This window comes from Natrinema saccharevitans (assembly GCF_001953745.1).
GTDB lineage: Archaea > Halobacteriota > Halobacteria > Halobacteriales > Natrialbaceae > Natrinema > Natrinema saccharevitans.
In genome coordinates this window covers 887,573-914,500 of sequence record NZ_LWLN01000001.1, presented here as the reverse complement: position 1 = coordinate 914,500, position 26,928 = coordinate 887,573, and the positions used below count along the sequence as shown (strand labels likewise).

Below are 26,928 nucleotides of genomic sequence, written 5' to 3'. Positions count from 1 at the left end.
CGGTGCTATCGCTCGTCGCGAATTCGGCCGTCGTCTCCCGGTCACTCCCCGCTGTGGCGCGTTTCCCAGTGGCCACCTGAACGGGAACCTATTTGAACCCGGTAAACGGTTTCGGCAAGAATAGCGGAATTAGAGCGACTGAGGGCTTCTCTTACGGCTGCAAGTGGTTTTTCACTTCCTGTAGGCGTGGCCTTATCCGGATTCGGCTGATCGTAGCGCATTCGCCCCTTTGGTTTCGACGGAAGCGTCGCCCTACGCCGTCACCGCAATATTCGCTGTAAAGCCGTTGGTACTTGAGTATGAAACCCTAATCACCGCATTCGACCTCCGAAACAATCGTCGGGACGGGACAGTATCGACTGTTTTCGTGCTCTCTCGTCACGCCGACTTACGATCGGAATTCGGTCGTTTAATTCGCCGAATACGGGCTACAGCAGTCCAAGTCTCCGATTTCGTTCCGTAAGCGGTCACCTTCGGATCTCTAGTCCACTCCATACCGGCCCCAACCTGTAGATAACAAAGGGACTCATGCGGATAGGATGGTTCGCATCGCAGAGACTCAGAAACGAAAGACCATCACGACACCAATCCAACGATCAATGAAACACGACACAACGAGACGATCACGAACTACGACGGTTCTTATGGCCTGTATGGTGGCCTTGTCGATGGTAGCAGTCGGCGTCCCCGCGGCGACCGCCGAGGACGCCGCGGCCAACAGTGACACGATACACACGCTCGAGGACGGCGAGGAGCTGTATCTCGTCTTCGGCGCGGACCTCGGTGAGCAGTCGCTCGAGGAGTACATCGACGAACACGCGAACGATGCGAACAGTTCCGGTGCCGAAGTCATCCAGCATCCGGACGTCGATCTGGTCGAGCTCCAAGAACGGGGCTCGGCAGTGTCGATCGCGATCGACGGTGGCGAAGCGACCGCCATTCAGGAGGCCAACCAGCAGAACGACAACGTCCAGACCGGTGAGGCGACCACCGGAAACGTCGACGTTCGGAGCGCGGAGACGCAGTTCGAGAACGTCGGCGAGGTCAATATCATCATCGGTAACGGCGACGACCAGCAGTTCGACGGCTGGGGGATCAAGGACAAGAAAGATGACGATGGGACCGAGACCGAAGAGGCCATCGCCAGCGTGACCCAGTCCCAGACGGTCGGCCAGGTCAACTACAACAACCAGAGCACCGCGTTCGCGTTCGCCATGGACGACAGCGACGCGACTGCACTCCAGCAGTCCTACCAGCGAAACGAGAACCTACAGGAGGGAATGGCCAACGCTTCGAACGTCTACCTCGGTGACGGGGAGTTCGGCCACGCGAAGGACAAATCCGGCGACGAGTCCGGAACAGGCCAGAGCGCATCCGCGTCGCTCGATCAGTCCCAGGACGTCGCTCAACAGAATGTCAACGAACAGGGCGGTGCAGTCGCCATCGCGATCGGCGAGAATAGCACCGCTACGGCGATCCAGTTTACCGACCAGAGCAACCTCAACGAGCAGTTCGGCAGCGCCACCGCCTCGAACCTGATGGCCTCTTCTCTCGGGATGAACGTCGCGACCGCGGGCGACGTCAGCGGCGAGGTTCTCTCGACCGAGACGGACACGCACGGCCCCGATAAGAAGGACAAGAACGACGACCTCAACGATACCGAACAGACCGCGACCGCGGCCGTAGCCCAAGAACAGGAGGTCGAACAGCGGAACATCAACCTCCAGAACACCGCCATGGCCCTCGCACAGAACGGGAGCGAGGCCACGGCGATCCAGCTCGCCTACCAGCAGAACTACAACGCGCAACTGGCCTACGCCGACGCGCTCAACGTCTACGCGAGCCCGGGCTACGTCTCCGACGACGTCACCCGGACCTCGAGTACGACCGTCACGGTCGACGGGAACGCGGGGATGGCGCCCGGCACGTCGTACGACTACGCCGGTAACGCCACGCAGACGAACGACGTCGAGCAGGAGGCAAGCGCCGCCATCGCCCAGCAGCAGTTCATCACGCAGGAGAACTTGAACGAGCAGCACACCTCCGTCGCGGTCGCTGAAGACGGCGGCAGCGCCGGGAGTTCACAGATCAGCCTGCAGGAGAACGAAAACGTCCAGCTCACGTCGGTCGCCTCGACGAACGCCTGGGTCGGCGCGTAACCTATCGATCAGTCACACGGTCGATTTTCGACCGCAGTGACCGACGTATCCGTTTCTTTTGTCCGGTTTTCCGCGCCCTACGATGACGGCTCCGAGCCGTCGGCGTCGTCCGTCTCGCTCGACCCGGTTTCCGATCCAGTCCCGTCGTCGCGGTGTCGCGCGAGCGCCTCGTCGACCGTCAACTCGCCGGCGGCGACCCGCCGGGCCAGACCCTCGTCGATCGCCCGGTTGTGTTCGCTTTGCTCGCGCGAGCGGTCCTTGATGACCTGAATCTCGCCCGCGGTCGGCTCGATCTCCCGTTCGTCGGCGACCTCGCCCTCGAGCCGGGCGATGTTGACCGCGGCCAGCACGTCGCCCATCCCCCGCGCGCCCGTTCCGAGGTAGGGGGTCGTCCCCGTCTCGTCGACGAGTTCGACCCGGACGTCCTCGAGGTCGTTGACCAGCGTCGCGCTCTCGAGGCGGGAGCCGTCGCCGATCCGGACGACCGGGGCGGACGCGTCGGCGGCTTCGCGTTCGATCACGTCGACGGCGTCGGAGAGCGGGACCTGAAAGGCGGCGACGACCGTCTCGCCGGTGAGGACGGCGATGCCGGGTTTGCGGCCGGGATCGACGCCGATGATCGTCCGGCCGCCGTCGCCGCGAACGGCCGCCAGCGCCCGGTCGACCGCGCGCCGCGGATCGTCCGGATCGGCGACGACGGTCGTTGCGTCCGCGAACGCGTCGGCGCTGTCCGCGTCGGAGATGACGACGCTCGTCCGCTGGGGGAGTTCCTCGTCGAGTTCGACGGTGGTAAACGTCGTACCGCGGTCGCGAAGTTCGTTGACGACGCCGTGGTACACCTCGAAGTCGGCCGTAGCGACGACGATCACGGGCGACCTTCGCTCCCCCGAGGAATAAACGTACGCGACCGGGTTCGATCATCGGGACGGCCCGTCGGTCGGAGACAGGCACCGACGGTATCGGGCCGCGATGGCCCTCGAGGCGGCGGTGGTGTCCCGCGTCGGCCCGTTCCGGGGCCTTTTTGCGCGTACCCCGTCAACTCGAACCGTGACCGACGAGGCGATCCCGACCGGCTGTGGCCCGGTCGACGAGTTGCTCGACGGGGGGTTCGAACGCGGGACCGTCACGCAGTTGTACGGCCCGCCGGCGGCCGGGAAGACGAACCTCGCGCTGTCGGCGGCCGTCGAGACGGCCGTCGACGGGGGGACCGTCGTCTATATCGATACCGAAGGCGTCTCGGTCGACCGCTTCGAGCAGTTGCTCGAGGGGAGCGTCGACGACGGGGACCTCGAGGCCGTCGCCTCGCGGATCGTCATCGAAGACGCCGTCGACTTCGAGGAACAGGCCGAGGCCGTCCGCGACGCCGAGGAGTTCGCCGAGCGCGCGGAACTGATCGTACTGGACAGCGCGACGGGATTTTACCGACTCGAGCGCACCGCCGACGGCGACGAGGGGGAGGCGCTGCGCAGCGTCACCCGGCAGGTGACTCACCTGCTCTCGCTCGCGCGGAAACACGATCTGGCGGTCGTCCTGACGAACCAGGTCTTTTCGGATCCCGACTCGGATCGGACCCGGGGACTGGGCGGTAACACGTTGGAACACTGGACCGGGACCGTCGTCCGCTTGGAGCGGTTCCGTGGCGGGAACCGACGCGCGACGCTGGAGAAACACCGCTCGAAGCCGGCCGGCGAGTCGGTTCAGTTCCGGATCACGGATCGGGGGCTCGAGGGCGGCGAGGAGTCGGCGCGCCACTGAGCCCGCACCGAGTCGGCGCTACAGTTCGTTGAGCTTCCGCAGGAGCTGGCCGCGGTACTCCTCGTCGCTGGTGACGCCTTTGAGTTCGAGGACGTTGCGCTCGAGTTTGTCGAGCGCGACGCGGAAGGCGTTCTCCGAGCCGTAGCCCTCGCCGGTTCCGGCGACCTGACCCTTGTTCGTTCGCAGGCGGATCTGACACTGCACGAGCGGCGTTCCGCGGAGCCGTTCCTGATGTTCCTTGAACCGAACGTGGGCGTGCATCACCTGCATGTCCTGGTACTTGTCGACGACCTCCTCGATGCTCTCGACGATCCCCTCTCGAGTGATGGTGTCGAGCATCGAGATGTTGGTGATCTGAACGTCCATGTGTTCCTCTTCGGTGAAGGTCAGCGCCCGCAGGACGTCGGTCTTGGTGATGACGCCGATGACGACCCGACCGTCGTCCTCGGGCGTGACCATAAGCCCCGCGTAGTCGTTGCCAAGCATCGTCTCGACGGCCGCTTTCGCGGTCGTGTCCAGCGTGGTCGTCTCGACGGGGCTGGTCATGATGTCGTAGACGGGCACGTCGAGCAGACGCTGGCTGTCACCGACCCGGTCGCCGGTCGTCGTCGTGTGGTTCTCCCGGATGACGAAGTCGGCGATGTCGTGGGTCGTGACGACCCCGGCGAGGTAGCCGTTCTCGTTCATGACGGGCAGGCGAGAGATACCGTGTTCGCGCAGGAGATTGATCGCCTTGCCGATCCCGTCGTCTTCGGTGACCGTGACCGGATCGGCGGTGTAGATGTCGTCGACGGTCAGCGCGTCGAGGTTCTCGAGAACGGCCTCGAGGATCGCGTCGTCGGTGATGACGCCCCAGAGGTCGTCGTTCTCGAAGACCGGCGCGACCTTCGCGTTGCTCTCGACGAGAACGCGGGCGGTCTCCCGGACATCCTCCTGTCGGTCGACCTTGGGTGAGGGCGTACTCCGGCTCGGCTTCGTCAGTGCCGCCACCTTGGCGTCGTCCTCGACGTGGGACTGGAGAACCTCCCGCTCGCTGATGACCCCCTCGTAGTCCCCGTCGTTCGTGACGATGATCCCCTTGGGGTTGCCGTCTTCGAACATGGACCGAACCTTCCCCATTCGCGTTCCGACGTCGACTTCGATGAACTCCGTGGTGGCGATATCAGCGATATTCATCTTTCTGCGTGAACGTAGAGCCGCCGGGGTATTTAAAATACTGCACGTTTTATCCGGGTGGCTTCAGCCCGGGTGTTTTTATACTGGCCGTTGAATGGCCGTCGATGGTCGACATCAGCGTCTTCGGACGCTACACCTACCTCGTGACCGAACTCGTCTGGGGAATCGTCGCTGCGCTCCTGTTGCGTCGCGCGAACGCCGTCCGGAAGGCCGCCGTGACGATCCTCGCGCTGTACCCCATCGCCTACATCTGGGACCGCTATACCCTCGCCGTCGGCGTCTTCGACATCAAACTTCGGACCGGGATCGACGTCGCCGGCATCCCCCTCGAGGAACACCTGTTCATGGCGGTCGTTCCCGGCCTCGTGATCGGGATGCACGAGACGATCTTCGGCGACGGCGACACGACCGCGAGCCCGTGATCGGGTCGCGGCGCTCTCACTCACTGTAGTCCGTCCCGACGCTCTTGTACCGACGAGTGGACCGTCGATTCGATGGACGAGCGACGATCCGATGGAACGGACGGTGAGACGACCGAGCGAGTCGACCGGGCGCTGCTCCGGGGACTGGCCAGCCTGCTCGTCGCGGTCGCGCTCGTCGTCTCCCTCGCCGTCGGGGCCACCGTGTTCGCCCCACAGGTGGTCGACGACCTCGGCCTCGGCGAGGGGCCCGCGCCCAGTTCCGAGCCGCCGCCGGCCGGCGAGCGCAATCCGCCGGTAACGGATCCCGACGATCCGGGCGTGACCCGGTACGAAACCGACGTCGAGACGATCACCTCGCCGACCGTCGAGGACTTCGTCCACGCCGAAATCAACGAGCGCCGTGCCGAGCGCGGTCTCGAGCCCCTCGAGTGGGACGGGACCGTCGCGTCGGTCGCTCGGGCACACACTCACGATATGGGTCAACGGGACTACTTCGCGCACACGAACCCCGAGGGCGAGGGACCGTACGATCGTTTCGGAGACGTCGACGACTACTGTCGGGCCTACGGCGAGAACATCGCCATGACCTGGGTCGACCGACGCGTCGAACGGCCGACCGGCGGAGTCGTCCGCTACCGGACCGCCGAGGCGCTCGCGACCGGTCTCGTCGATCAGTGGATGAACTCCACGGATCACCGGCGGGCGATCCTCGAGGAGGGCGAGACGCCGACGTGGGACCGAGCGGGCGTCGGCGTCTACATCGACGAGGACGGCGCGGTCTACGCCGGCCAGAACTTCTGTCGCGAGTGGTGAGGGCCCGTCTCGGGTCGTCGGCGGGCCGTTCGGACCGCGAGACTCACACAGGAACTGCGAACGACTTACACGTTCTTGGGCCTGATCGTCGTACGAACTGTATGGAACTTCCGGAGGCAGTCACTGCGATCTATCGGACGGCGAGCGACCGAGATCTGACCTTTCTCGCGGCCGGCTTCGCCTACTACGCGTTCGTGTCGCTGATCCCGCTGGTCCTGCTCGCGCTCGTCGTCGGCTCGCTGCTGGGCGGCGAGGCGGCCGCCGAACGGCTGATCACTGTCGCCGGGGACTTCCTCCCGGCGTCGGGCGAAGACCTCGTTACCGAAGCGCTGACGACCGAATCCGGACGGGTCGAGGCGACCGTCGTCGCGCTCGCCGTCGCCGGCTGGGGCGCGCTCAAGGTCTTTCGGGGGCTGAGCCTCGCGTTCGACAAGGTCTACGACGAGGTCGCCGAGGAGAGCCTCGTCGGGCAGCTCGTCGACGGACTCACGGTACTCGTCGCGGGCGCGGGCGCGATGGCTCTGATGATCGGGATCGGGGCGGCGATCAGACTCGTCGCCGACACCGTGCCGCTGGCCGGCCTCCTCAGTTGGCTCGCCCTGCTCGCCGGGCTCGTTCTCGTCTTCCTGCCGATCTACTACGTTCTGCCGCCGGTCCCCGTCGACGTGACCGAGATCCTGCCGGGCGCGGTCTTCGCCGCCGTCGGCTGGACCGTCCTCCAGTTCGGCTTCCAACTGTACGCGGCCAACGCTGCCCAGTACGAGGCCTACGGGGCGCTCGGTGCTGTGTTGCTGTTTGTCACCTGGCTCTACTTCGCGGGCGTCATCATTCTGTTCGGGGCCGTCCTCAACGTCGTCCGCGCGAACCCGGCACTCGCGGAGTGATTCATCCCCGACGTCCGGGTACTGTCCATAGGGCTCGTCGTTCGACCACCGACAGGGGAAGGATTATGTCGCCGGCAGCGACAGCCACCACCATGAGCGACGAGCGATCATCCGGTCCCTCCACGGCCGACGAGGCGGACGCGGCCGACGCCGACTCCGACGACGCCTTAGAGCCCGGCGGCGGCCCCCAGCGGGTCGTCTCCGAAGAAAGCGTCGACGACATCCTCGAGTCGCTGGATTCGGCCCGGTCGGCGGCCGACTCGAGCGACGACACGACGGCCAGCGAGTCCGTGACGACCGAGTTCGACGAGGACGACGTTCCGACCACCGATCCCGCGACCGCCGAACCGACCTCGGAGCCGAGTGCGGGCGAGGGTCGTGACAGCACGCCCGCGGACGCCGCTGAGTCGGAGCCGACCTCGATCGACGCCGCCGCCGCTTCGATCCCGGACGACGCCGACCTCGAGGATCTCGCGGCCCGCGTCGAAACGGGCGACGTGACCGGCGCGGACGTCCGCGCGGCCGAAGCCGGCGAGGGCCGCGAGTCGACCCCCGAGATCGACGACGTCGACCTCTCGATGGACGACCTCGAGACGGGGGCCGCACCGGGGTCGACGGACGACGACTGGCCCGACGACGCCGGCCCGCTCGCCGGTTCGGTCGATCGCGACGGGAACGGCGGGGGAGACGACGCGTCCGACGACTCACCCGGCCTACTCGGCCGGCTCAAGCGATTCTTCTCGCCGTAACGCGACGCTCTTTGCGGTCCCCGCTCGCTCGAGGGAATCAGCCGACCAGCGTGATGAGGACGAACAGCGTCACGACCGAGGACAGCGTCGTGACGAAGACGTTCAGCGACGCGAACTCCGGGTCGCCGCCGAGTTCGTTCGCGAAGACGAACGTCGAGACGGCCGTCGGCGTGCCGAGCATCACGACGCAGGCGACGAGCGTCGCGGTGTCGACGGCCAGCGCGGAGAAGACCAGCCACGCGAGGACGGGCATCAGCCCGACTTTACAGGCGACGACGGCCGCGGTCGCGCTCGCGTCGATCGAGGACCGGTCGACGTCCAGCGACGCGCCGACACAGAGCAACGCGACGGGCAGCGCGAGCGACCCGACGGCGTCGAGGCCGACGGCGACGGGAGAGGGAACCCCGATCCCGAGCGAGCCGATCGTCAGTCCCGCCAGCAGCGTCAGGAGGACGGGGTTGGTCGCCAGTCCCCGTAGTTCGTCGGTGACCGAGGTACCGGCCCCGTTGAGCGTCGAGAGGACGACGACCGTCAGCGGGACCTGGGTCAGCGAGACGACGCCGAGGACCACGCTCGCGATCGCCGTGACCGTCGAGTCGAACGTCGCGGCGACCAGCGGCAGCCCCAGATAGCCCAGGTTGGAGTGATACGACTGCACGACCGCGACGCTCCGGCGCGCGCTCGAGTCTCGGTGCCAGTGGACGGCCCAGGCGACTCCCGCGGTTCCCGAGACGACGAGCAAGAGCCCGCCGAGCAGCGCCGGCGAGAGCAACGCGGCGATCGAGCGGTCGAACGTCGACACGAAGATCAGCGCCGGGAGCGCGACGTAGTAGGCGAGGTCGTTCAACAGCGCGGTCCGACGGCCGTCGAGGACGCCGATCGCTCGGACGCCCGCGCCGAACAACAGGACGACGAGCAGTGCCAGCAACCGGCCGACGACCTCCATACCCCCCGCTCAGTCGGTTCCGCGGTTTGTACCGTTCGATCCGCTTCGGGGGGTTTATAATAGGTGACAGGACAGGTGTACTATCATGACTGTGAACCGCCGCGACGTGCTGAAGCTCACGGGTGTCTCGATGGCAGCGGGTGCCGCCGGCTGTCTCGGTTCCGACGACGAGGACGGTAACGGTAACGGCAACGGCAACGGTGGCGGCGAGGACTCCCCGCCGACGTACGCACAGTGGCTCACCACCGACGACGAGGGTGCGGTCGGGTTCATCTACATCGACTGGTCGGACCTCGAGGATTCCGAAAGCGACGACGGGACTCAGGACGACGAACTGGGCGAAGAGTATCAGAACGACCCGATGATGGGACTGCCGATGGCCGGAACGATAGCGGCGGGGTTCGCCATCGGGTTCGGCCTCAACTCCTACGGTCTCACCGGCGTCCTCGAGGCGACCGACTCCGAGGACGTGGCATCGCTCGACTCGAGCGCCGACGCGACGCTCGTGGCGAACAAGACGGTCGTCCTGCCCGGCGAGATCGACACCGACGAAGTGGCCGACGTCCTCACCGCCGAACCCGAGTCGGCGTTCGAGAAGCAGTACGAGCGAAGCGACGGGATCGACGACTACGACATCTACACCCCCGCCGACGGGAATTCCGGCGCGATCGCGGTCGGCGAGAGCGCGATCGTCTTCGCCAGCGACAACGAGATGACCGATCCCGTCGCCGCGGTCAAAACGCCGATCGAGGCCGCCGCGGGCGAGGCCGAACGAGCGACCGAAGAGGTCGCGGACGTCGAGTGGTTCCTCTCTGCCGCCGGCCACGGTGCGGTGGCGTTCGGGGGCTACGGGGACGAGTTCGAGATCGACCTCAACGGCGACGGCGGAACCAGCGGCGGCGGGGAGTTCTCGGACGTGGAGTATCCCGAACTCGAGGGGCTCGAGGGCGGCGTCAGCTCGCTGTCGTTCGACGGCGACGGCGGCGGCGGCGCCGGCGAGTTCGCCGCCGTTCTCGGCGACGCGGACGCGAGCGCGCTCGAGGACTCGCTCGGTTCCTCCGCCGACGAGCGTTCGGTCGACATCGACGACGATCGGGTGACCGCCTCGGCGACCTGGAACGCCGTCGAGTAATCGCGACTACGAGAGTCGTCCTTCGATCGCGACTCCGACGGTCGGGAGAGACGACCCCGGTCGCTCGTTCGAGTCCGATTTTCCGCCGGCTTCTCGGAATCAACTGCCCCTCGAGAGCGACGACTGCAAGATCGGACCGACGGTTCCAGCCGGTCGAAATTGTGGACAACTGCCTCGAGACGACAGTCGCAGTCGGTCGTAAAAAGGGCTCAAGCCGTTCCGTTCGGGCGCAGATATGCCGCTCGCTCCTCGTTGTTGCGTCGTAGAAGTGGGTTGGAGCAGATTTGAACTGCCGGCCTCCTCCATGTCAAGGAGGTGTCGTAACCAGACTAGACCACCAACCCTGGTTCGGCGTTCGTCCGTGGCCGTCGTCGCCACGTCCTCTACACTCAATCGTTGCCGACCACACTAATTGAAGGTTTCGAATCGACTGCCGTACGCGACTCGTCCGCACGCAGCCGGGCGACACGCTTAAGTCGATGTACTTATTTGGACATTACAAGACAACTACGTACATTGGTGTTCACTATGCAGGAATACGTCGAACGAGTCACGGACGGGCAGGATCTCACGCAAGCGGACGCTCGAGCGGCCTCGACGGCCGTGTTCGAGGACGCGACGGAGGCACAGATCGGCGCGCTGCTGGCCGCGCTGCGCGCCAAAGGCGAGACGGAGGCCGAGATCGCCGGCTTCGCGGAGGGGATGCGCGATGCGGCCCGGACGATCTCGCCGGACCGGGAGCCGCTGGTCGACACCTGCGGTACCGGCGGGGACGACTACGACACGATCAACGTCTCGACGACGAGCGCGATCGTCGCCGGCGGGGCGGGCGTTCCGGTCGCCAAGCACGGCAACTACTCCGTCTCCTCCTCGTCGGGCAGCGCGGACGTCTTAGAGGAGGTCGGCGTCGACGTCGAAGCCGAACCCCCGGCCGTCGAGGAAGCGATCGAGGAGGACGGCATCGGGTTCATGCTCGCGCCGGTCTTCCACCCGGCGATGAAGGCCGTCATCGGCCCGCGTAAGGAACTGGGGATGCGGACGATCTTCAACGTCCTCGGACCGCTAACCAACCCCGCGGGCGCAGACGCGCAGGTCGTCGGCGTCTACGACCCCGACCTCGTCCCGGTCCTCGCGGACGCCCTCGCCCGGATGGACGCCGAGCGCGCGCTGGTCGTCCACGGCGCGGGCACCGACGAGATCGCGATCCACGGCGACACCGTCGCCGCCGAAGTCGACGGCGATTCGGTCGAGGAGTACACCCTCGAGCCGGCCGATCTCGGGCTCGACGACCACGACATCGCGGACATCTCGGGCGGTTCGCCGGAGGAGAACGCCGCGGACATGCGCGGCATCGTCGAGGGCGATGTAACCGGCGCGAAACGCGACGTCATCCTCGCGAACGCGGGCGCGGCGATCTACGTCGCCGGCGAGGCCGACTCGCTCGCGGCCGGTGCGGACGCGGCCCGCGAGGCCATCGAGTCGGGCGCGGCCGCCGAGACGCTCGACCAGTTACGCGGCGTACCGGCACAGGCGACCGGGGACCGATGACCCGGGTCAAGATCTGCGGCCTGACCGACGAGGCCGACCTCGAGGCGGCGATCGACGCGGGCGCGGACGCCGTCGGGATCATCTGTAACGTCTCGGTCGACACACCCCGCGAGGTCTCGATCGAGCGGGCGACGGCGCTCGCGGCGGCGACCCCGCCGTTCGTCACGAGCGTCCTCGTGACGATGCCCGACGGGCCGGCGGACGCGATCGAACTGGTCGAGGAGATCGAGCCCGACGCGCTCCAGATCCACAGCGACATCCGGCCCGGCGACCTCGCGTACCTGCGCGCGAACCTCGAGGCGGAACTGCTGCTCGCGGTCGACGCCGACGACGCCGCGACCGCCGAGACCTACGACGAGATCGTCGACGGACTGCTCGTCGACACGGGCAGCGCCGAGGGCGGCGGCGGGACCGGCCGCACCCACGACTGGGACCGGACCCGCGCCGCCACGGTCGACCTCGAGTCGCCGCTGATCCTCGCCGGTGGGCTCACCCCCGAGAACGTCGGCGACGCGGTCCGAACCGTCGCGCCCTTCGCCGTCGACGTCGCCAGCGGCGTCGAGGAACGGGGCGGGGTCAAGGACCGCGAGGCCGTTCGCTCGTTCGTCGACCGAGCCAAGACCGCCCGCAAGCGGGCGGAACCCGAAGCGTGACTCCCATGCCCGATCCCGAACCCACCACCGCCGACCGGGTCTCGTTCGATCTCGACCGTGAGGCGTTCGGCGAGGACGCCGGCTCGAACGCCGACCGCGACGACCGACCGGTGGTCGTCCGGACCGTCGCGACCCTCGAAGTCGAGACGACGCCGCTCGCGGCCTACGCCGCGCTCACCGGCCGCTCCGAGGCGAGCAGTCGGGAGCGATCGCCCTACGCCTTCCTCCTCGAGAGCGCGGAGAAGACCGCCTCGAGCGACCCCGACGGCGCGTTTCGGCCGAGTACCGCCGACGTCGAGCGCCACGCGCGCTACTCCTACGTCGGCTACGATCCCGAGGCCGTCGTGACGGTCGAATCCGGCGAGGCGACCGTGGAGGCCCTGACCGACGACGCGCCGCTTGCGGCCGTCGACACCGACGCCGGGGGCGACACGGTCGACGCCCTCCGGGCCGCGATGCCCGACGTCCGCCTCGAGAACGTCCCCGACCACGACCGCCAGCACCTCGAGGGCGGGCTGGTCGGCTTTCTGGCCTACGACGCCGTCTACGACCTCTGGCTCGAGGAGGTCGGTTACGAGCGGCCCGACTCGCGGTTCCCGGACGCGCAGTTCCTCCTGACGACGAAGACGCTGACGTTCGACGAGCGCGACGGGACGGTATCGCTGGTCTTTACGCCCGTCCTCGAGGCCGACGACGACCCCGACGCGGTCTACGACGCGCTCGTCGCGGAAGCGGCCGAGGTGGCGTCAACACTCCGTGAGGCCGAACCGCCCGAAACCGGCAGTTTCGTCCGTGACGAGGAGGTCGCGGGGCCGCAAGCCGCATACGAGGGGAGCGTCCGGGCGGCCAAGGAACACGTCCTCGACGGCGACATCTATCAGGGCGTGATCTCCCGAACCCGAGAGATCCACGGCGAGGTCGATCCACTCGGCTTCTACGAGGCGATGCGCGAGGTCAACCCCTCGCCGTACATGTATCTGCTCGATCACGACGACCTGACCGTCGTCGGGGCCAGCCCCGAGACGCTGCTCTCGGTGCGCGGGCGCGAGGTCATGTCGAACCCGATCGCCGGCACCTGCGACCGGGGCTCGAGCCCCGTCGAGGACCGCCGGCTCGCGGGCGAGATGCTCGCCGACGGCAAGGAACGCGCCGAACACACGATGCTGGTCGACCTCGCGCGCAACGACGTGCGCCGCGTCTCGGAACCGGGGTCGGTCCGGGTCGACGAGTTCATGAACGTCCTCAAGTACAGCCACGTCCAGCACATCGAGTCGACGGTGACCGGCCGGCTCGCCGCGGATTCCGACGCGTTCGATGCGACGCGGGCCTCGTTCCCCGCCGGGACGCTCTCGGGCGCGCCGAAGATCCGCGCGATGGAGATCATCGACGACCTCGAGTCCGAGCCCCGCGGACTCTACGGCGGCGGCGTCGGCTACTACTCGTGGTCCGGCGACGCGGACTTCGCGATCGTGATTCGGACTGCCACGGTCGAAGACGAGGGTGACGAGGACCGGATCACGGTCCAAGCCGGCGCGGGACTGGTCGCCGACAGCGACCCCGCCGCCGAGTACGAGGAGACCGAACAGAAGATGGGGGGCGTCCTCGCGGCCCTCGAGGCGATCGAACTGCCCGCCGAGGAGCCGGCGACTCGAGCGGACCCCGACGCGACGCCGGAGGTGAGCCGATGAGCGCGACGACAGCGGACGACCGCGACGCGGCGGGCCGCGACGGCGAGGCGGAGCCGCTGACGGTGCTTTTCGTCGACAACTACGACTCCTTCACCTACAACCTCGTCGAGTACGTCAGCCAGCAGGCCGGCACCGAGACCGAGGTCCTGAAAAACACCGCGTCGCTCGCGGACGTGCGCGCGGTCGATCCCGACGCGATCGTAATCAGTCCCGGGCCCGGTCATCCGGAGAACGACCGCGACGTCGGCGTCACGATGGCCGTCCTCCGGGAGATCAGCCCCGAGGTCCCGACGCTTGGAGTCTGTCTCGGCCTCGAGGCGGCCGTCTACGAGTACGGGGGCAGTGTCGGCCGCGCTCCGGACCCGATCCACGGCAAGGCCTCCGCGGTCGACCACGACGGCCGGGGCGTCTTCGAGGACTTAGAGCAGGGCTTTCGCGCGGGCCGGTACCACTCACTGGTCGCGACCGAAATCCCGGACTGCCTCGACGTGACCGCGACCGCGGAACACGGCTCGGAGACGCTCGTCATGGGCGTGCGCCACGCGGAGTACCCCCTCGAGTGCGTGCAGTTTCACCCCGAGAGCGTCCTCACGGCCGTCGGCCACGACGTGATCGAGAACTTCCTCACGTTCGCGAGGGAGAAGTAGGGCGGCGAAACCGGAGACGACTCAAAAGAACGGGAGGAAGCCGAGGTCGGTAAAGCCGGTGGCGTACAGCGCCGCCAGCACGACGGCGGCGACGATGCCGATACGGACGGCCAGTTTGATTGCGATCTTGATCGCGACGACGGCGACGGCGAAGGCGGCCAGCGCCGCCAGGACCAGGAGGATCGTCGGTCCCGAAGTCAGTGCTTCGATCATGTACCACTCCCCGCACTGGAAGGACGTAATCTTTCTGGAAGTCGTGACTGACGACCGGCGACGACTGACTCGCTCGAGCGATCGTTCGGCGCGCCGGATCGTGTGGGTGCGAAAGAGAAAACCACCAGAGGGGACAGTGATCACGTCGCAAACAGTCACTTTCAGTTCGGTCTGAAAATGGTTAAGACGGTCGCCCACGTAGGTTCGAGCGACCACGGCAGCGGCCGTTTCACCGGTCGTCTGCTGACGGAACACGACAAGGTGACAGAGACATCTATACAACTATATTTGTATTACTACAAGAACGGTAGGACTACAACACCACGTTTTATGATGGATGCATGAATACCAAACCTTCGTCACGAATGATGCAAGCCAGGACCCGGATCCACGCCACGATCGACGTACTGCAGCGAGGTAGCGACGAGGTGACCCGCGCATGAGCGACGCCGACCTCTCCGCGGAAGAGCTGACGCTCCCGATCAAGCGCACCGAGGGGGAGACCCTCGAGGAGCGATTGACCGACAACGCCTATCACGACATTCTGCCGGCCCGTTATCTCCGCAAGGATGCCGACGGCGACCTCGTCGAGGACCAGGAGGACCTCTTCGAGCGCGTCGGCAAGAACATCGCGCTGGCCGAAGCCGTCTACGAAGCGCAGAACCACGACAGCGAGATCACGGTCACGCCAGACCAGCTCAAGCCCGACCACCCGCGGCGGGACGAACTCGCGGAGGAGGTCTTCGGCGCGGGCACCACCGCCGAGGACGACAGCGAGGAACGAAGTTCCTCTGGCTCTGGGGCGGAGCCGCAGAACGCCGAGACGACGCTGTCTATCTACAACGTCAACAAGTTCGCCTACGACACCGTCGTCCCCGAGCTCCCCGACGAGATCCGCGAGCACGTCGAGGACGTCGCCGAGGAGTTCCAGGGCATGATGGAAAATCTGGATTTTATGCCGAACTCGCCGACCCTGATGAACGCCGGTGACGAACTCCAGCAGCTCTCGGCGTGTTTCGTCGACTCCCCCGAGGACGACATCGACGACATCCACCAGACCGCCAAGGAGGCCGCGCAGGTCTTCCAGAGCGGCGGCGGCATGGGGTATGCCTTCTGGCAGCTCCGACCCTACGGCGACGCGGTCGGCTCGACCGGCGGTATCGCGTCGGGACCGATCACGTTCATGCGCACGTACGACCAGATGTGCGAGACGATCGCCCAGGGCGGTGCCCGACGCGGCGCACAGATGGGCGTCATGCGCGTCTCCCACCCGGACGTCATCCAGTTCATCCACGCCAAGAACAAGGACGTCTCGCTGGCCGAGACGCTGCGGCTGAACGACCCCGACGACTACACGCACACTTCCTTCCAGGACGCCTTGGAGGAGGCCCGCGAACTCATCGACGACGACGGACGGGTCCCCAAGCACCTCCGGAACGCCGTCGAGGGACACCTCTCGAACTTCAACATCTCCGTCGGGATCACCGACGACTTCATGGACGCCGTGAAAAACGGCGAGGAGTTCACGTTCACCAACCCCCGAACGGGCGAGCCCCACATCGCCACGGCCGAGACGAAGGAACTCTACGAGATGTTCGGTCTCGGCGACCACGTCGAGGTCGGCGAGGAGCTGTCGATCCCGGCCGAGGAACTCTGGGACGACATCGTCGAGGGCGCCCACGAGAACGGCGAACCCGGCGTGATCTACCTCGAGCGGGTGAACAAACAGCACTCCTTCGACGTCGAGAAACACCCCGACCACCGTATCCTCGCGACCAACCCCTGCGGCGAGCAGCCGCTCGAGGAGTACGAGGCCTGTAACCTCGGCCACATCAACCTCTCGACCCTCGCGGACCTGGAGGCGCCCGACTGGCGCGTCTGGTACGACGAGCACGGCGACGAGTACGACTCGCGAGCCGAGGCCGTCGACGCCTTCCTCGACGAGGCGATCGACTTCGAGGAGTTCGACCGCCGCATCGAGATGGGCACGCGCTTTTTGGAGAACGTCGTCACGATGAGCGACTTCCCGGTCGAGAAGATCGAGCAGAAGGTCCGGGAGATGCGCAAGATCGGCCTTGGCATCATGGGACTGGCACAGCTGTACGTCCAGCTCGGGATGGAGTACGGCAGCGAGACCTCCAACGAGGTCGCACGCCAGCTGATGCGTCACATCAACCACGGGTCGAAGTGGGCGTCCCACGAACTCGCCGAGGAGCGGGGCAGCTTCGACGAGTGGGACAAATCCAAGTACGCGAACCCGACCGAGTACCGCGAGTGGTTCGAGAAGCAGACCGGACTCGACGCCGACGACTGGGCGGACGGGTTCCCGGTCCGGAACCACAACACGACGACCATCGCGCCGACCGGCACGACCTCGATGGTCGGCAACACCACCGGCGGTTGCGAACCGATCTACAACGTCGCCTACTACAAGAACGTCTCCGACGACGTGCAGGGCGACGAGATGCTGGTCGAGTTCGACGACTACTTCCTCCGAACGCTCGAGGCCAACGACATCGACGTCGACGCGGTCAAGGAGGAGGCCAAAGAGCAGATGGCCACCAACCAGTTCGACGGAGTCGAGGGGCTGTCGACGGTGCCCGACGCCATCGGCGAACTGTTCGTCACGACCGGCGCGCTCTCGGCGAAGGAACACGCCGGCGTGCAGGTCGCCTGTCAGGAAGGCGTCGACTCCGCGATCTCGAAGACGGTCAACGCACCCAACGACTCCACGCTCGCGGACGCCAAGGACGTCTTCGAGTACATCTACGAACACGGCGGCAAGGGCGTCACCTACTACCGCGACGGCACCCGCAGCAAGCAGGTGCTGACCACCCGCGCCGACAACGCCGACTTCGCCGACGAGACCGAGGCCGCACAGGCCTTAGTCGAGCAGATCGACGAGATCTTCGGCGGCTTGGCGCAGTTCCTCGAGAGCGAGGAAGTCCAGGACGTCCTCGAGACGGACGTCGGCGGACTCCTCGACGAGGACGGCGAGCCCGCACAGGTCGACTTCACCGAGAAGCGCGAGCGGCCCGACGCCCTCCAGGGCGTCAGCCAGCGTATCGACACCGGCTACGGGAAGATCTACGTGACGATCAACGAGGACCCCGAGACCGGCCAGCCGTTCGAGCTGTTCGCCAATATCGGGCATTCGGGCGGCTTCACGAACTCCTTCACCGAGGCGCTGGCGAAGGTCATCTCGACCTCGCTGCGCTCCGGCGTCGACCCCGAGGAGATCGTCGACGAACTCTGTGGCACCCGGTCGCCGAAAGTCGCCTGGGACAAAGGCGAGCAGATCCAGTCCATTCCGGACGCCATCGGCACCGCGATGCGACGCTACCTCGAGGACGAGATCGACAAGCCGTATCCGAAACAGCAGACCTTAGAGGAGTCTGCCGACGCCGACATCGAAGTCGACGGGCCGAAGACCGACGGCGGGGCGGCCGCCGCGTCCGCGGACGCCGACGACACGACCCAGGACCTCATCGACGCCGGCGAGTCGCCGGAGTGTCCCGACTGCGGCTCGATGTCGCTGTACTTCTCCGAAGGCTGCAAGACCTGCGAGAGCTGTGGCTGGAGCGAGTGTTGAGCGCTGACTGACGGCAGTTCGATCGGTTCCGGTTTCGCGGTTCGTTTTTTCGGTCGCGGGCGAGTACCGCAAACACCACACTTAGCACCGGGCGGCGCGAACGGCGTCGTATGACAGCCGACGCCGGGGACGGCGCCGCCGGTAGCGGGACGACGGCGGACTCGAGCGACGGGGCCGGCGCGCCGCGCTGTCCCCACTGCGAGGCCCCGATGTACAAGCGCCACTGCAAGTACGTCTGCCCCCACCACGGGGTCATCATCGACTGTAGCGACCCCTTCCGCTGACCCGCGTTCACGAGTTCGGGCCGAACGCCCGACTCGGCGCCCGACTCGAGCGGTGAGTCGCCCGATACCCCTACAAGACGACGGGCTGTGGGTCCGCGTACTGATCGCTATGGCTGCGCGACCGACGATCCTCGTCGTCGACGACGAACGGGAACTCGCCGACCTCTATGCGATGTGGGTCGACGACGATTACGAGACGCTGACCGCCTACGACGGGACGACGGCACTCGAGCGGTTGCACGACGGGGTCGATGTCGTCCTGCTCGATCGGCATATGCCAGATCTCAACGGGGACCGGGTCCTCGAGGGGATCCGCTCGCGGGGTCACGACTGTTGGGTGATCATGGTGACCGCGGTCGATCCCGGGCTGGATATCGTCGAACTGGACATCGACGACTACGTGACCAAGCCCGTCACGCGACCCCAGCTGACGCGAATCATCGATAATCTCCGCGTACAGTCCCGCTACGGCGACGGCGACCGCCGCGAACTCGAGTCACTCTCGAACAAGATGGAGGCCTTGGAGGACGAACACGACCTCGAGGAACTGACCGACACCGAGGCCTATCGGCGACTCGAGACGGAACTCTCGGAGATGAGCGAATCGCTATAGTAGCCGCTGAACGTCATTGCACACCTGATCGCACGACGGCGCTGCGATCAGTGTGTGAATCGTTTCAGCGGCTACTATAGTCGAGGGACTCGAGACCGAGTAGCGACGGGCAGCGGTGGGCCATTCGGTCAGTTGTCCGTCGATTTGCCGTTCTCCGTTCGGAGCGGGTCTCGCGATCGGAGCGTGCGGTAGGCGGGGCCGGCGAGCAGGAGACAGGCCGCGAGGAGCCCGGCCAGCGAAACCGCCAGCCCGGCGTCACCGATCCCGCCCGTCGTCGCCGTCGCCGCGGAGGCCCCGACGACGACCGCGGCGACCGTCCACGGGAGTTCGCCGATCGCCGTACCGACGAGGAACCACCTGTGTGGGACGCCGCTGACCGCCGCGGCACACGTCGCGACGTCCGACGGGATCGGGGCCAGCCGCGAGGCGACGACGCCCCGAAGCGGGCCTGCGGTCTCGTAGTAGCGACCGGCGGCGTCGCCGGCGCGCTCGAGAAACCCGCTCTCGTCACAGTTTCCCGACACCGACTCGTCACCGGCGATCCAGCGGGCGGCGAGAAAGATCGGCAGGACGGTGACGACGACGCCTGCGAGTGCGACCGGAACGCCGACGGCGACGCCGTAGCCGTAGCCGACGACGGCCGCGAGCGGCGTGGTCGGCCACGCGAGCAGGGGCCGCACGAGATAGAGCGCGGCGACGACGAGGCCGAAGGGAAGCGGATCGGCGGCGAGCGAGTCGACGGCCCCGATTGCCGTCGGCGGCGAGACGAGCAGGCCCGCCGCGACCATGGCGCTGGCCACGACGGCACCCGCGAACGCACGCGTTCGTCCCGACTGCATCGATCTGAGATTTCGCTCGAGCGTTGAAACCTTTGTGTCTCGGGAGGCTCGACAAGAATCTGGCGTACGTGTTCGCGATCGTGGCGTCTCGATCGGACGAGTAGTCCGCGAACCTGTCACGCGGGACCGTCGTCCACGTGTGATCCGGCCGCAGTCGCCGATCCAAAGGAAAGGGCTTTTATAATCACACTGGATACGATTGAGTGCAGACAGAGATCGCGAGCGTGGGTAGCCAAGCCAGGCCAACGGCGCAGCGTTGAGGGCGCTGTCCCGTAGGGGTCCGCCGGTTCGAATCCGGTCCCACGCATCGCAATGGTGCGAGCGATCACGCGCGCACCTCGATGTTGACGGCCGGTTCGAATCAGGGAGCGCCTCCGGCGCGACCGTGGTTCGAATCCGGTCCCACGCATCGCACAGGTGGCTGAGCTCCACCCCAAACCGATGCAGGTGATTTCCCTTCGTGGGCATCACCCACGCATAATCCTTTCCGACGCTACACCGACGAGCGATAGCAGTACGTGGCCGAACTGACGTGTTCTCGATGAAAACAGCGCCGGCGCTAGAACTTCATTTCGACCGGTTCAGCTGAGAGCAAACAGCCGGACGGCAACCGATGCCAGGCGTCGGTTTCGAACAGCATCGTGACCGTCGCGGAGAGTAACCGCTTTCCCGCTTCGCTCGAACGGTCACACATGGAATACGTCCCTCGAGAGCGCGTGCGCCTGCTCACCGGCGTGTTGAGCGTTGTGTCGCTGGCGGTGGTCTTTGCGGCCGCCGGCGGCCGGATCCCTGCCTCAAGCGTGCCCGCCGCCCCGGAGTGGGTCATCGACGTGATCCCGGCGGTCAACGCCGTGATTAGCGCGGTCGCGATCGCGACGATCGCGGTCGGCTGGCGGGCGATCCGCCGCGGCGAGATCGGCCGCCACCGGGCCGCGATGATATCGTCGTTCGGGCTGTTCGTGAGCTTTCTCGTCCTCTATCTCTACCGGCTGACCGTCACCGGCGGCCCGGATCCGTTCCCCGGCCCCGACGTGGTCTATCAGTTCGTCTACCTGCCGTTGCTGGCGATCCACATCCTGCTGGCGATCGTCTGCATCCCGCTGCTGTACTACGTCCTCCTGCTTGCGGCCTCGCGGCCGGTCGCGGAGATCCCGTCGACGAGCCACGCCCGAATCGGCCGCGTCGCGGCGTCGCTGTGGTTGGTCTCGTTCGCGCTGGGGATCGTCGTCTTCGTGTTACTCCACGTGATCTACTGACCCCGGGCTCAGTCTAGAATGTCGCCGATGCGTCGCGGCTCGCCCTGCAGGTTCGGCTGCTCGGCGACGATCTGTAGCACCTCGTGGTCGGTCACGTCGTAGTAGGACTTCTCGGTGGCCTCCTCGAGCAGGTCCTTCTCGAGGCGGAACTCGGTGCCTTCGTAGACGACGTCGACGCCCTCGTCGTCGAATGCGAGCGTAGTCATGATCGGGCGTACGCAGCGGGGGTGTAAAAGCGAGGCGACTGGTCGCGACGGTCGAGCGCCGGGACCGGCAGACGGGCGTCGGACGGGCGACTGACGACGCGCGAGGTTTATTAGGTGATGCCCCCTTTGGGCCCGAGTGTGGCCTTCAGCAGGGACCCGCTCGACGAACTCGTCGTGCCCGACGGGACGGAAGCCCAGGAGCGCGACCTCGTTACCGACGGGGACGTCCTCGTCGGGGCCCGCTCGACCGTCGAGTTCGGCGTACGCGGCCGGAACGTGCTGGCAGGCGAGTCCGCCGAGTTCGGCGGGGCGATCGAGGCCGACGGCGACTGCCGGCTCGACATGTGGTGTGACGTGGCCGAGAACGTCTTAGTCGGCGAGGACGCCTACATCGGCGAGCGCGTCCACATCGGTGGCCGACTGAAAGTCGCCGGCGATCTCGACATCGGCGACGACGTCGAGATCGAGGAGGGGTTCGAAGCCAACGGCTGGATCGTCATCCGGAACCCGATGCCGACGATCGTCTTCCTGTTCGTCTACCTCAAACACCTGCTGTTGATCGGCGAGGAAGACGCCGCCCAGCGGCTCGTCTCCGAACTCGTCGAGGATGAGGACGACGAGGCGGGTGCCGAGCCGCTGGTGATCCCCCGGAACGCGACCGTCGGCGACGACGCCTGGCGCGTCTCGACGCCTGCGACGATCGGCGACGACTGCCGACTCCACGGCAACGTCCGCGCCGAACGGATCGCCGTCGGCGCGGACTGCAACGTGTTCGGAAGCCTCCGTGCGCGCGGCGACATCACGGTCGGCGAGGGGACCCGCATCCACGGCGACGTGACCACGCGCGAGGGCGACGTCGACATCGCCGCCGACGCCCGAATCCTCGGCGACGTCTCCTGTGCGGACCTCGAACTCGGTCCCGACGCCGAGATCGACGGCACGATCCGCGCGGACGGCGAGATCACGATGCGGACGACCGAGCGCGACAGCGAGTGAGACGGACCGGTGTACCGGGTTCCCGGTGCAACCGTCCGACGGTCGCGGTTGGACCGGAGACGACGGACACCGGTCCGTATGAGCCGATCGATCGATTCTCGCAGTACTGAGACGCCCGCTCGAGCCAGCGCTGTGGAGGGAATCTCGGCGGTCCCGGTGAGCAGCCGACAGCGCCGACCCGTCGATCCGCGCTATCTATCGGCGATTTTCACCCCTATTCTTAATACTGATACTATGATAGAGGGCCACAGCCATGTCAATAATGGTCAAATACCGACGGGGGTATCCATGCGATCGATCGTGCTGACGAAGGGCGTCCCCGACTTCTCCGAGGGGGCCGTCTCGTTCGACGAGGACGGCCACTTGGAGCGGGGGAAGACGCCGACGGTAATGAACCCCAACGACGAGTTCGCACTGCGGGCCGCGCTCCAGACGAAGGTCCGCCACGGCGGCCACGTCAGCGGGATGAGTATGGGGCCGCCGGGGTACGCCGAGGTCCTGCAGGGGGCGATGGAGACGGTCTACACCGACGACAGCTACCTGCTGTCGGACCGCGAACTGGCCGCCTCCGATACGTGGGCGACGGGGATCACGCTTTCGGCCGGCCTCGAGACGTATCGGGAGGAAGTCGCGGACATCGACGTCGTCTTCGCCGGGTTCAAGACGGCCGACGGGGAGACCGGCCAGACCGGCCCGCAGACCTGCTGGGCGATGGACTGGCCGATCGTCACGCACGTCGTCGCGCTCGACATCGACCCCGACGAGCGGTCGTTGCGAGCCAAGCGACTCGTCGAGGGCGACGTCGACGAGATCGAGACGGTCGAAGCGCCCCTGCCGTGTTTCGTCGTCACCGACCCGGAGTTCGAGCCGACCTACCGGACGGCCTCCCAGCGGTTGACCCGCAAGCGGCTCCGGGCAGAGACCGAGGACCGGGCCGCCGACCACGAGGAGTACCTGACGACGTGGGACCACGTCGACCTGAACCTCGATCCCGACTACATCGGACTCGACGGCTCGCCGACGATCGTCTCCTCGGTGGATCCGATCCCCAAAGCGCCCTCCGAGCGCGAGGCGACGATGATCGATCCCGACGCCGGCGACGGCATGGGCGAGGTACTCGAGGAGATGCACCCCTACGCCGCGGAGGCGGGTGATTGAGATGACTGCGATCGATCCGGGCGATCACACGGTGGACGAACTGACCGACGAACTCGAGACGATCGACGACGCGGACGAACTGCGGGCGGTCCTCGAGGCCGAGCGGGCCGGGCAGGATCGCGCCACGGCCCGCGAAGCGGTCCGGGGTCGGATCGAGGCGGTCGGAGCCGAGAGCGACGGCGTCGAGGCGGACACCGAGACGGAAGGCGAGTCAGACGCCGAATCCGACGACGGAGAGACGAGTGCCGACGAACACGAGACCGAGGTCGAGGAAGACGACGGCCTCTCCCACCCGACCCGCGACAAGCGACACGTCCGGGCGCTCGCGGACGGCGACTACGCCGACATGTGGGTCTTCTGTGAGACCCAGGGCGGCGAGTTGCTCGAGGTCTCCAAGGAGATGCTGGGGAAGGCCCGCGAACTGATGGACGACTTCGCGGACGAGTATGGTGACGAGGAGCGGGTCGTCGCGTTCCTCATGGGCGACGACTGCGAGGGACTGGCCGAGGAGTGTGTCGCCTACGGGGCAGACGTCGCGGTCTACCACGACGATCGCAGGTTGGAACGGTTCCTGCACAAGCCCTACACCGAGATCGCGGCCCACATGGCCCGCGGCGAGGGCACCGTCGAGAGCACTGACTGGCGCGACTACGACAAGCCCCGCTACGTCCTGTTCCCGGCGACGAACAACGGACGCGACCTCTCGGCGAAGGTCCAGGCCGAACTCGACTCCGGGCTCGCCTCGGACTGTTCGGACCTGTTCATCGAGGAGAACGAGGTCTCGAACCCGGTCAAGACCGGCGAACCGGGCGTGAAAAAGACCTTCGAGAAGGTCCTGCACATGAAGCGGCCGGACTTCTCGGGCTTCGAGTACTCGACGATCCTCTGTCTCGACAACCCGGGCCGGGAGTTCCACCCACAGGGAGCGTCGGTCATTCCCGGCAGCTTCGATCCCATCGAACGCGACCCCGATCGCGACGGGCTGGTCGTCGAACACGAGCTGGAGCTGCCCGACGACTGGTTCCGCGTCGACGTCACCGAGTACGATCGGCTCGAGGCCGGGATCGATCTCACCGGCCACGACGTGATGGTCTGTCTCGGCCGGGGAATCGCCGACGACCCGACCCGCGGGATGGAACTGGGGCTCGATCTCGTCGACGCCTTCGAGGACGCCGCACTCGGCATCACGCGGGGGATCGTCACCTCCTCCTACGAGTTCGAGGGCCACGTCGAGGAGTACGCGACCGAGGAACGCCAGATCGGCGAGACGGGACAGGTCGTCGCGCCCGACGTCTACATCGCGGCCGGCGTGTCGGGCGCGGTCCAGCACAAGGTCGGCATGGACGAGTCCGACACCGTCGTCGCCGTCAACACCGACGCCGACGCCCGGATCCGGGACTTCTCGGACTACTTCGTCGAGGGCGACCTCTTCGAGGTACTGCCGCGTCTGACCGAGGCCGTCGAAGCCGGTGAGACGACGCTCGAGGCCGAGGCCGTCGCCGACGGGGGTGAGGACGATGACTGACGACTACGAACACTACGAGGCGATCGTCGTCGGTTGTGGCCCCGGTGGAGCCGCGGCCGCGGCGCGGCTGGCCGATCACGGCGTCGAGACGCTCGTCTTGGAGCGCGGCACCGAGGCGGGCTCGAAGAACGTCTCCGGCGGCCTGATTTACGGCGAGGAGTCCGCCCCCTACACGCTCGCGGACCTCTTCGACGGCTTCCGGGAGGCAGCGACCGAACGGCCCGTGACCGATTACTACATCCACAACGTAGCCGGCAACTCGGTCAAGACCTACGACCTGACCGACCTCCACGAACACGACACCGACTGGTGCGATGCCGTTCTCCGCCGGGAGATGGACTCGTGGCTCGAGCGCCGCGTCCACGAGAAGACCAGCGAGACGGGCGGCGGGGTGCTGACGAACGTTCGGGTGAACGGCCTGCTCGAAGACGACGGCGAGATCGTCGGCGTCACCTGCGACGAACTCGAGCCGATCACGGCCGACCTGATCGTCGCGGCCGACGGCGTCAACTCCGAACTCGCCCGCGAGGCGGGGCTGATGGACTGGGAGGAGCCCGAGGAGTGGTTCCAGGGGGTCAAGGCCGTCGTGGACGTCGATCCCGACGCGATCGACGACCGGTTCGATCTCGACCCCGACGAGGGCGCCGCCCACCTGTTCTCGGGCGACTTCTTCGACGACGTCCGGGGCGGTGGCTTCCTGTATACCAACGAAGCGTCGCTCTCGATCGGGACCGTCTTCCACCTCGACAGCCTCCTCGAGCGGGAGGCCGAACCGCACGAACTGCTCGACGCGTTGCTCACGCATCCGCTGCTGGCGGGCTGGTTCAAAAACGAGTACGACGAGCGCGAGTACGCGGCGAAGCTCGTCCCCGACTCCAAGAAGGTGGCTCATCGCGAGCCCTACCGCGACCGGCTCGTCCTCGTCGGCGACGCCGCCGGCCAGATGCAGGCCCAGGGGCCGATCATCAAGGGGATGAACCACGCCGTCACCGCAGGCGCGCTCGCGGCCGACGCCTTCGCCGTTACTCGGGGCAATGCCGACCCGGCTGCCGCCGGGCGGCGATACACCAAACTGCTCGAGGACTCCGGAACCATGGCCAAGCTCCGGCCCCGACGGTACGACCTCGCCCGCGCCGTCGGCGAACGCGAGGGCGTGACCAGCGCCGTCGAACGGATCCTCGAGTCGCCGCTGGGCTCGCTGGCGGTCGGCAACCCGATCGCGGACCGGCTGCTCGAGCGGGCGTACAACTCGCCGTTCCTGGTGTCGATGCTGCCGGACACGAAGACCGGCTACGTCTCCCTGCCGACGCTGATCGCCGAGGAACGCGGCAAGACGATCCACTGGGAGAGCGAGATCGACCCGCCGACGCTCGAGGAGCGGATCGGCGAGCTGACCTACGACACCGACGTGGGCAATCCTCACATCGAGTTGCTGGATCAGTCCCTCGAGGCCAGCGGCGCGGCGGTCACCGCCTGTCCGGTCAGCGCCGAGGACTTCGGCGGCGGCTGCTACCGCTCGGAGGCGGTCAAGACCAACGGCACCGAGGAGACGCTGGTCAGTCTCGACACCCAGCCCTGCGTGGAGTGTGGCACCTGTGCAGTCGTCGCCGACACCGAGTGGGAACACCCCCGCGGTGGCAAGGGCGTCGAATACAGGGAAGGCTAGCATGAGAC

25 protein-coding genes and 2 tRNA genes are annotated in these 26,928 nt (G+C 66.8%); 20 read left to right on the top strand and 7 right to left on the bottom strand.

From position 1 onward, the window contains the following. Nucleotides 1-644: 644 nt before the first annotated feature. Nucleotides 645-2,159: a hypothetical protein gene (locus A6E15_RS04715; protein WP_076144201.1), complete on the top strand. Its 1,515-nt coding sequence runs from the start codon at nt 645-647 to the stop codon at nt 2,157-2,159. Nucleotides 2,160-2,236: 77 nt separating this feature from the next. On the opposite strand, the gene A6E15_RS04710 is transcribed toward A6E15_RS04715, so the two are convergent. Next, nucleotides 2,237-3,028, bottom strand: coding sequence for a hypothetical protein (locus A6E15_RS04710; protein WP_076144199.1), 792 nt, complete (start codon nt 3,026-3,028; stop codon nt 2,237-2,239). A 178-nt stretch (nt 3,029-3,206) separates the two neighbouring features. Between A6E15_RS04710 and radB the strand changes: the two genes are divergently transcribed. Then, the gene (radB, locus tag A6E15_RS04705; protein ID WP_076148187.1) at nt 3,207-3,914 is read left to right on the top strand and encodes a DNA repair and recombination protein RadB; all 708 of its coding nucleotides are present in this window, start codon (nt 3,207-3,209) and stop codon (nt 3,912-3,914) included. A gap of 18 nt (nt 3,915-3,932) precedes the next feature. Here the strand turns inward: radB and A6E15_RS04700 are convergent, their stop codons facing one another. After that, nucleotides 3,933-5,090 (bottom strand): CBS domain-containing protein, encoded by a 1,158-nt coding sequence (locus A6E15_RS04700; RefSeq protein WP_076144196.1) that lies wholly within the window; start codon nt 5,088-5,090, stop codon nt 3,933-3,935. A gap of 104 nt (nt 5,091-5,194) precedes the next feature. Here A6E15_RS04700 and A6E15_RS04695 point away from each other — a divergent pair, with 104 nt between their 5' ends. From A6E15_RS04695 to A6E15_RS04680, 4 genes are all read left to right on the top strand, one after another. Next, nucleotides 5,195-5,512, top strand: a complete 318-nt coding sequence (locus tag A6E15_RS04695; RefSeq protein ID WP_076144194.1) for a lycopene cyclase domain-containing protein — start codon at nt 5,195-5,197, stop codon at nt 5,510-5,512. A 72-nt stretch (nt 5,513-5,584) separates the two neighbouring features. Next, nucleotides 5,585-6,325 carry a CAP domain-containing protein gene (locus A6E15_RS04690; protein ID WP_076144191.1) on the top strand — a complete coding sequence of 247 codons (741 nt, stop codon included), beginning with the start codon at nt 5,585-5,587 and terminating at the stop codon, nt 6,323-6,325. Between the two features lie 101 nt (nt 6,326-6,426). Further along, nucleotides 6,427-7,209 carry a YihY/virulence factor BrkB family protein gene (locus tag A6E15_RS04685; protein WP_076144189.1) on the top strand — a complete coding sequence of 261 codons (783 nt, stop codon included), beginning with the start codon at nt 6,427-6,429 and terminating at the stop codon, nt 7,207-7,209. A gap of 92 nt (nt 7,210-7,301) precedes the next feature. Further along, on the top strand, nt 7,302-7,958 hold the full coding sequence (locus A6E15_RS04680) for a hypothetical protein (protein ID WP_076144187.1): 657 nt from the start codon (nt 7,302-7,304) through the stop codon (nt 7,956-7,958). 37 nt (nt 7,959-7,995) lie between these two features. Here A6E15_RS04680 and A6E15_RS04675 read toward each other — a convergent pair whose 3' ends face one another. After that, nucleotides 7,996-8,904, bottom strand: a complete 909-nt coding sequence (locus tag A6E15_RS04675; protein WP_076144185.1) for an AEC family transporter — start codon at nt 8,902-8,904, stop codon at nt 7,996-7,998. Nucleotides 8,905-8,989: 85 nt separating this feature from the next. On the opposite strand from A6E15_RS04675, the gene A6E15_RS04670 reads away from it, so the two are divergent. After that, nucleotides 8,990-10,036, top strand: coding sequence for a hypothetical protein (locus A6E15_RS04670; RefSeq protein ID WP_076144183.1), 1,047 nt, complete (start codon nt 8,990-8,992; stop codon nt 10,034-10,036). Nucleotides 10,037-10,305: 269 nt separating this feature from the next. Here A6E15_RS04670 and A6E15_RS04665 read toward each other — a convergent pair. Continuing rightward, nucleotides 10,306-10,380, bottom strand: a tRNA-Val gene (locus A6E15_RS04665). Nucleotides 10,381-10,564: 184 nt separating this feature from the next. Between A6E15_RS04665 and trpD the strand changes: the two genes are divergently transcribed. Genes trpD through trpG form a run of 4 tightly spaced genes read left to right on the top strand, consistent with a single transcriptional unit; the run spans nt 10,565 to nt 14,572 of the window. Next, complete coding sequence (gene trpD, locus A6E15_RS04660; RefSeq protein ID WP_076144180.1) at nt 10,565-11,584, top strand: anthranilate phosphoribosyltransferase; 1,020 nt, start codon at nt 10,565-10,567, stop codon at nt 11,582-11,584. Continuing rightward, entirely contained in the window at nt 11,581-12,237 is a 657-nt protein-coding gene (locus A6E15_RS04655) for a phosphoribosylanthranilate isomerase (protein WP_076144178.1), read from the top strand. The genes trpD and A6E15_RS04655 overlap by 4 nt, the downstream gene beginning before the upstream one ends. A 5-nt stretch (nt 12,238-12,242) precedes the next feature. Continuing rightward, nucleotides 12,243-13,925: an anthranilate synthase component I gene (gene trpE / locus A6E15_RS04650; RefSeq protein ID WP_076144176.1), complete on the top strand. Its 1,683-nt coding sequence runs from the start codon at nt 12,243-12,245 to the stop codon at nt 13,923-13,925. Then, nucleotides 13,922-14,572 (top strand): anthranilate synthase component II, encoded by a 651-nt coding sequence (trpG, locus tag A6E15_RS04645; protein WP_076144174.1) that lies wholly within the window; start codon nt 13,922-13,924, stop codon nt 14,570-14,572. The genes trpE and trpG overlap by 4 nt, the downstream gene beginning before the upstream one ends. 21 nt (nt 14,573-14,593) lie before the next feature. Here the strand turns inward: trpG and A6E15_RS04640 are convergent, their stop codons facing one another. Continuing rightward, nucleotides 14,594-14,785, bottom strand: coding sequence for a hypothetical protein (locus A6E15_RS04640; protein WP_006649331.1), 192 nt, complete (start codon nt 14,783-14,785; stop codon nt 14,594-14,596). 439 nt (nt 14,786-15,224) lie between these two features. Here A6E15_RS04640 and A6E15_RS04635 point away from each other — a divergent pair, with 439 nt between their 5' ends. The 3 genes from A6E15_RS04635 (at nt 15,225) to A6E15_RS04630 (ending at nt 19,274) form a co-directional block, all read left to right on the top strand. Further along, nucleotides 15,225-18,377, top strand: coding sequence for an adenosylcobalamin-dependent ribonucleoside-diphosphate reductase (locus tag A6E15_RS04635; RefSeq protein WP_076144172.1), 3,153 nt, complete (start codon nt 15,225-15,227; stop codon nt 18,375-18,377). Nucleotides 18,378-18,487: 110 nt separating this feature from the next. Beyond that, entirely contained in the window at nt 18,488-18,661 is a 174-nt protein-coding gene (locus A6E15_RS20785; RefSeq protein WP_175607207.1) for an HVO_2523 family zinc finger protein, read from the top strand. Between the two features lie 109 nt (nt 18,662-18,770). Continuing rightward, nucleotides 18,771-19,274, top strand: a complete 504-nt coding sequence (locus A6E15_RS04630) for a response regulator (RefSeq protein ID WP_076144169.1) — start codon at nt 18,771-18,773, stop codon at nt 19,272-19,274. 128 nt (nt 19,275-19,402) lie between these two features. On the opposite strand, the gene A6E15_RS04625 is transcribed toward A6E15_RS04630, so the two are convergent. Continuing rightward, nucleotides 19,403-20,113 (bottom strand): TVP38/TMEM64 family protein, encoded by a 711-nt coding sequence (locus tag A6E15_RS04625; protein WP_245800529.1) that lies wholly within the window; start codon nt 20,111-20,113, stop codon nt 19,403-19,405. Between the two features lie 222 nt (nt 20,114-20,335). On the opposite strand from A6E15_RS04625, the gene A6E15_RS04620 reads away from it, so the two are divergent. Together A6E15_RS04620 and A6E15_RS04615 are read left to right on the top strand one after the other, a co-directional pair. Next, a tRNA-Leu gene (locus A6E15_RS04620) sits at nt 20,336-20,420 on the top strand. Nucleotides 20,421-20,805: 385 nt separating this feature from the next. Beyond that, a complete protein-coding gene (locus A6E15_RS04615) occupies nt 20,806-21,369 on the top strand; it encodes a DUF420 domain-containing protein (RefSeq protein ID WP_076144167.1) in 564 nt (187 codons plus the stop codon). Nucleotides 21,370-21,377: 8 nt separating this feature from the next. Here A6E15_RS04615 and A6E15_RS04610 read toward each other — a convergent pair whose 3' ends face one another. Further along, nucleotides 21,378-21,575, bottom strand: a complete 198-nt coding sequence (locus A6E15_RS04610) for a DUF5800 family protein (RefSeq protein ID WP_076144164.1) — start codon at nt 21,573-21,575, stop codon at nt 21,378-21,380. A gap of 138 nt (nt 21,576-21,713) precedes the next feature. Here A6E15_RS04610 and A6E15_RS04605 point away from each other — a divergent pair, with 138 nt between their 5' ends. The 4 genes from A6E15_RS04605 to A6E15_RS04590 all read left to right on the top strand — a co-directional run bounded on the left by A6E15_RS04605 (nt 21,714) and on the right by A6E15_RS04590 (nt 26,920). Next, a complete protein-coding gene (locus A6E15_RS04605; RefSeq protein ID WP_076144161.1) occupies nt 21,714-22,571 on the top strand; it encodes a polymer-forming cytoskeletal protein in 858 nt (285 codons plus the stop codon). Nucleotides 22,572-22,859: 288 nt separating this feature from the next. After that, entirely contained in the window at nt 22,860-23,729 is an 870-nt protein-coding gene (locus A6E15_RS04600) for an electron transfer flavoprotein subunit beta/FixA family protein (RefSeq protein WP_076144158.1), read from the top strand. 1 nt (nt 23,730) lies between these two features. Next, nucleotides 23,731-25,254, top strand: a complete 1,524-nt coding sequence (locus A6E15_RS04595) for an electron transfer flavoprotein subunit alpha/FixB family protein (protein ID WP_076144155.1) — start codon at nt 23,731-23,733, stop codon at nt 25,252-25,254. Beyond that, nucleotides 25,247-26,920 (top strand): FAD-dependent monooxygenase, encoded by a 1,674-nt coding sequence (locus A6E15_RS04590; RefSeq protein WP_076144152.1) that lies wholly within the window; start codon nt 25,247-25,249, stop codon nt 26,918-26,920. The genes A6E15_RS04595 and A6E15_RS04590 overlap by 8 nt, the downstream gene beginning before the upstream one ends. Nucleotides 26,921-26,928 lie beyond the last annotated feature (8 nt).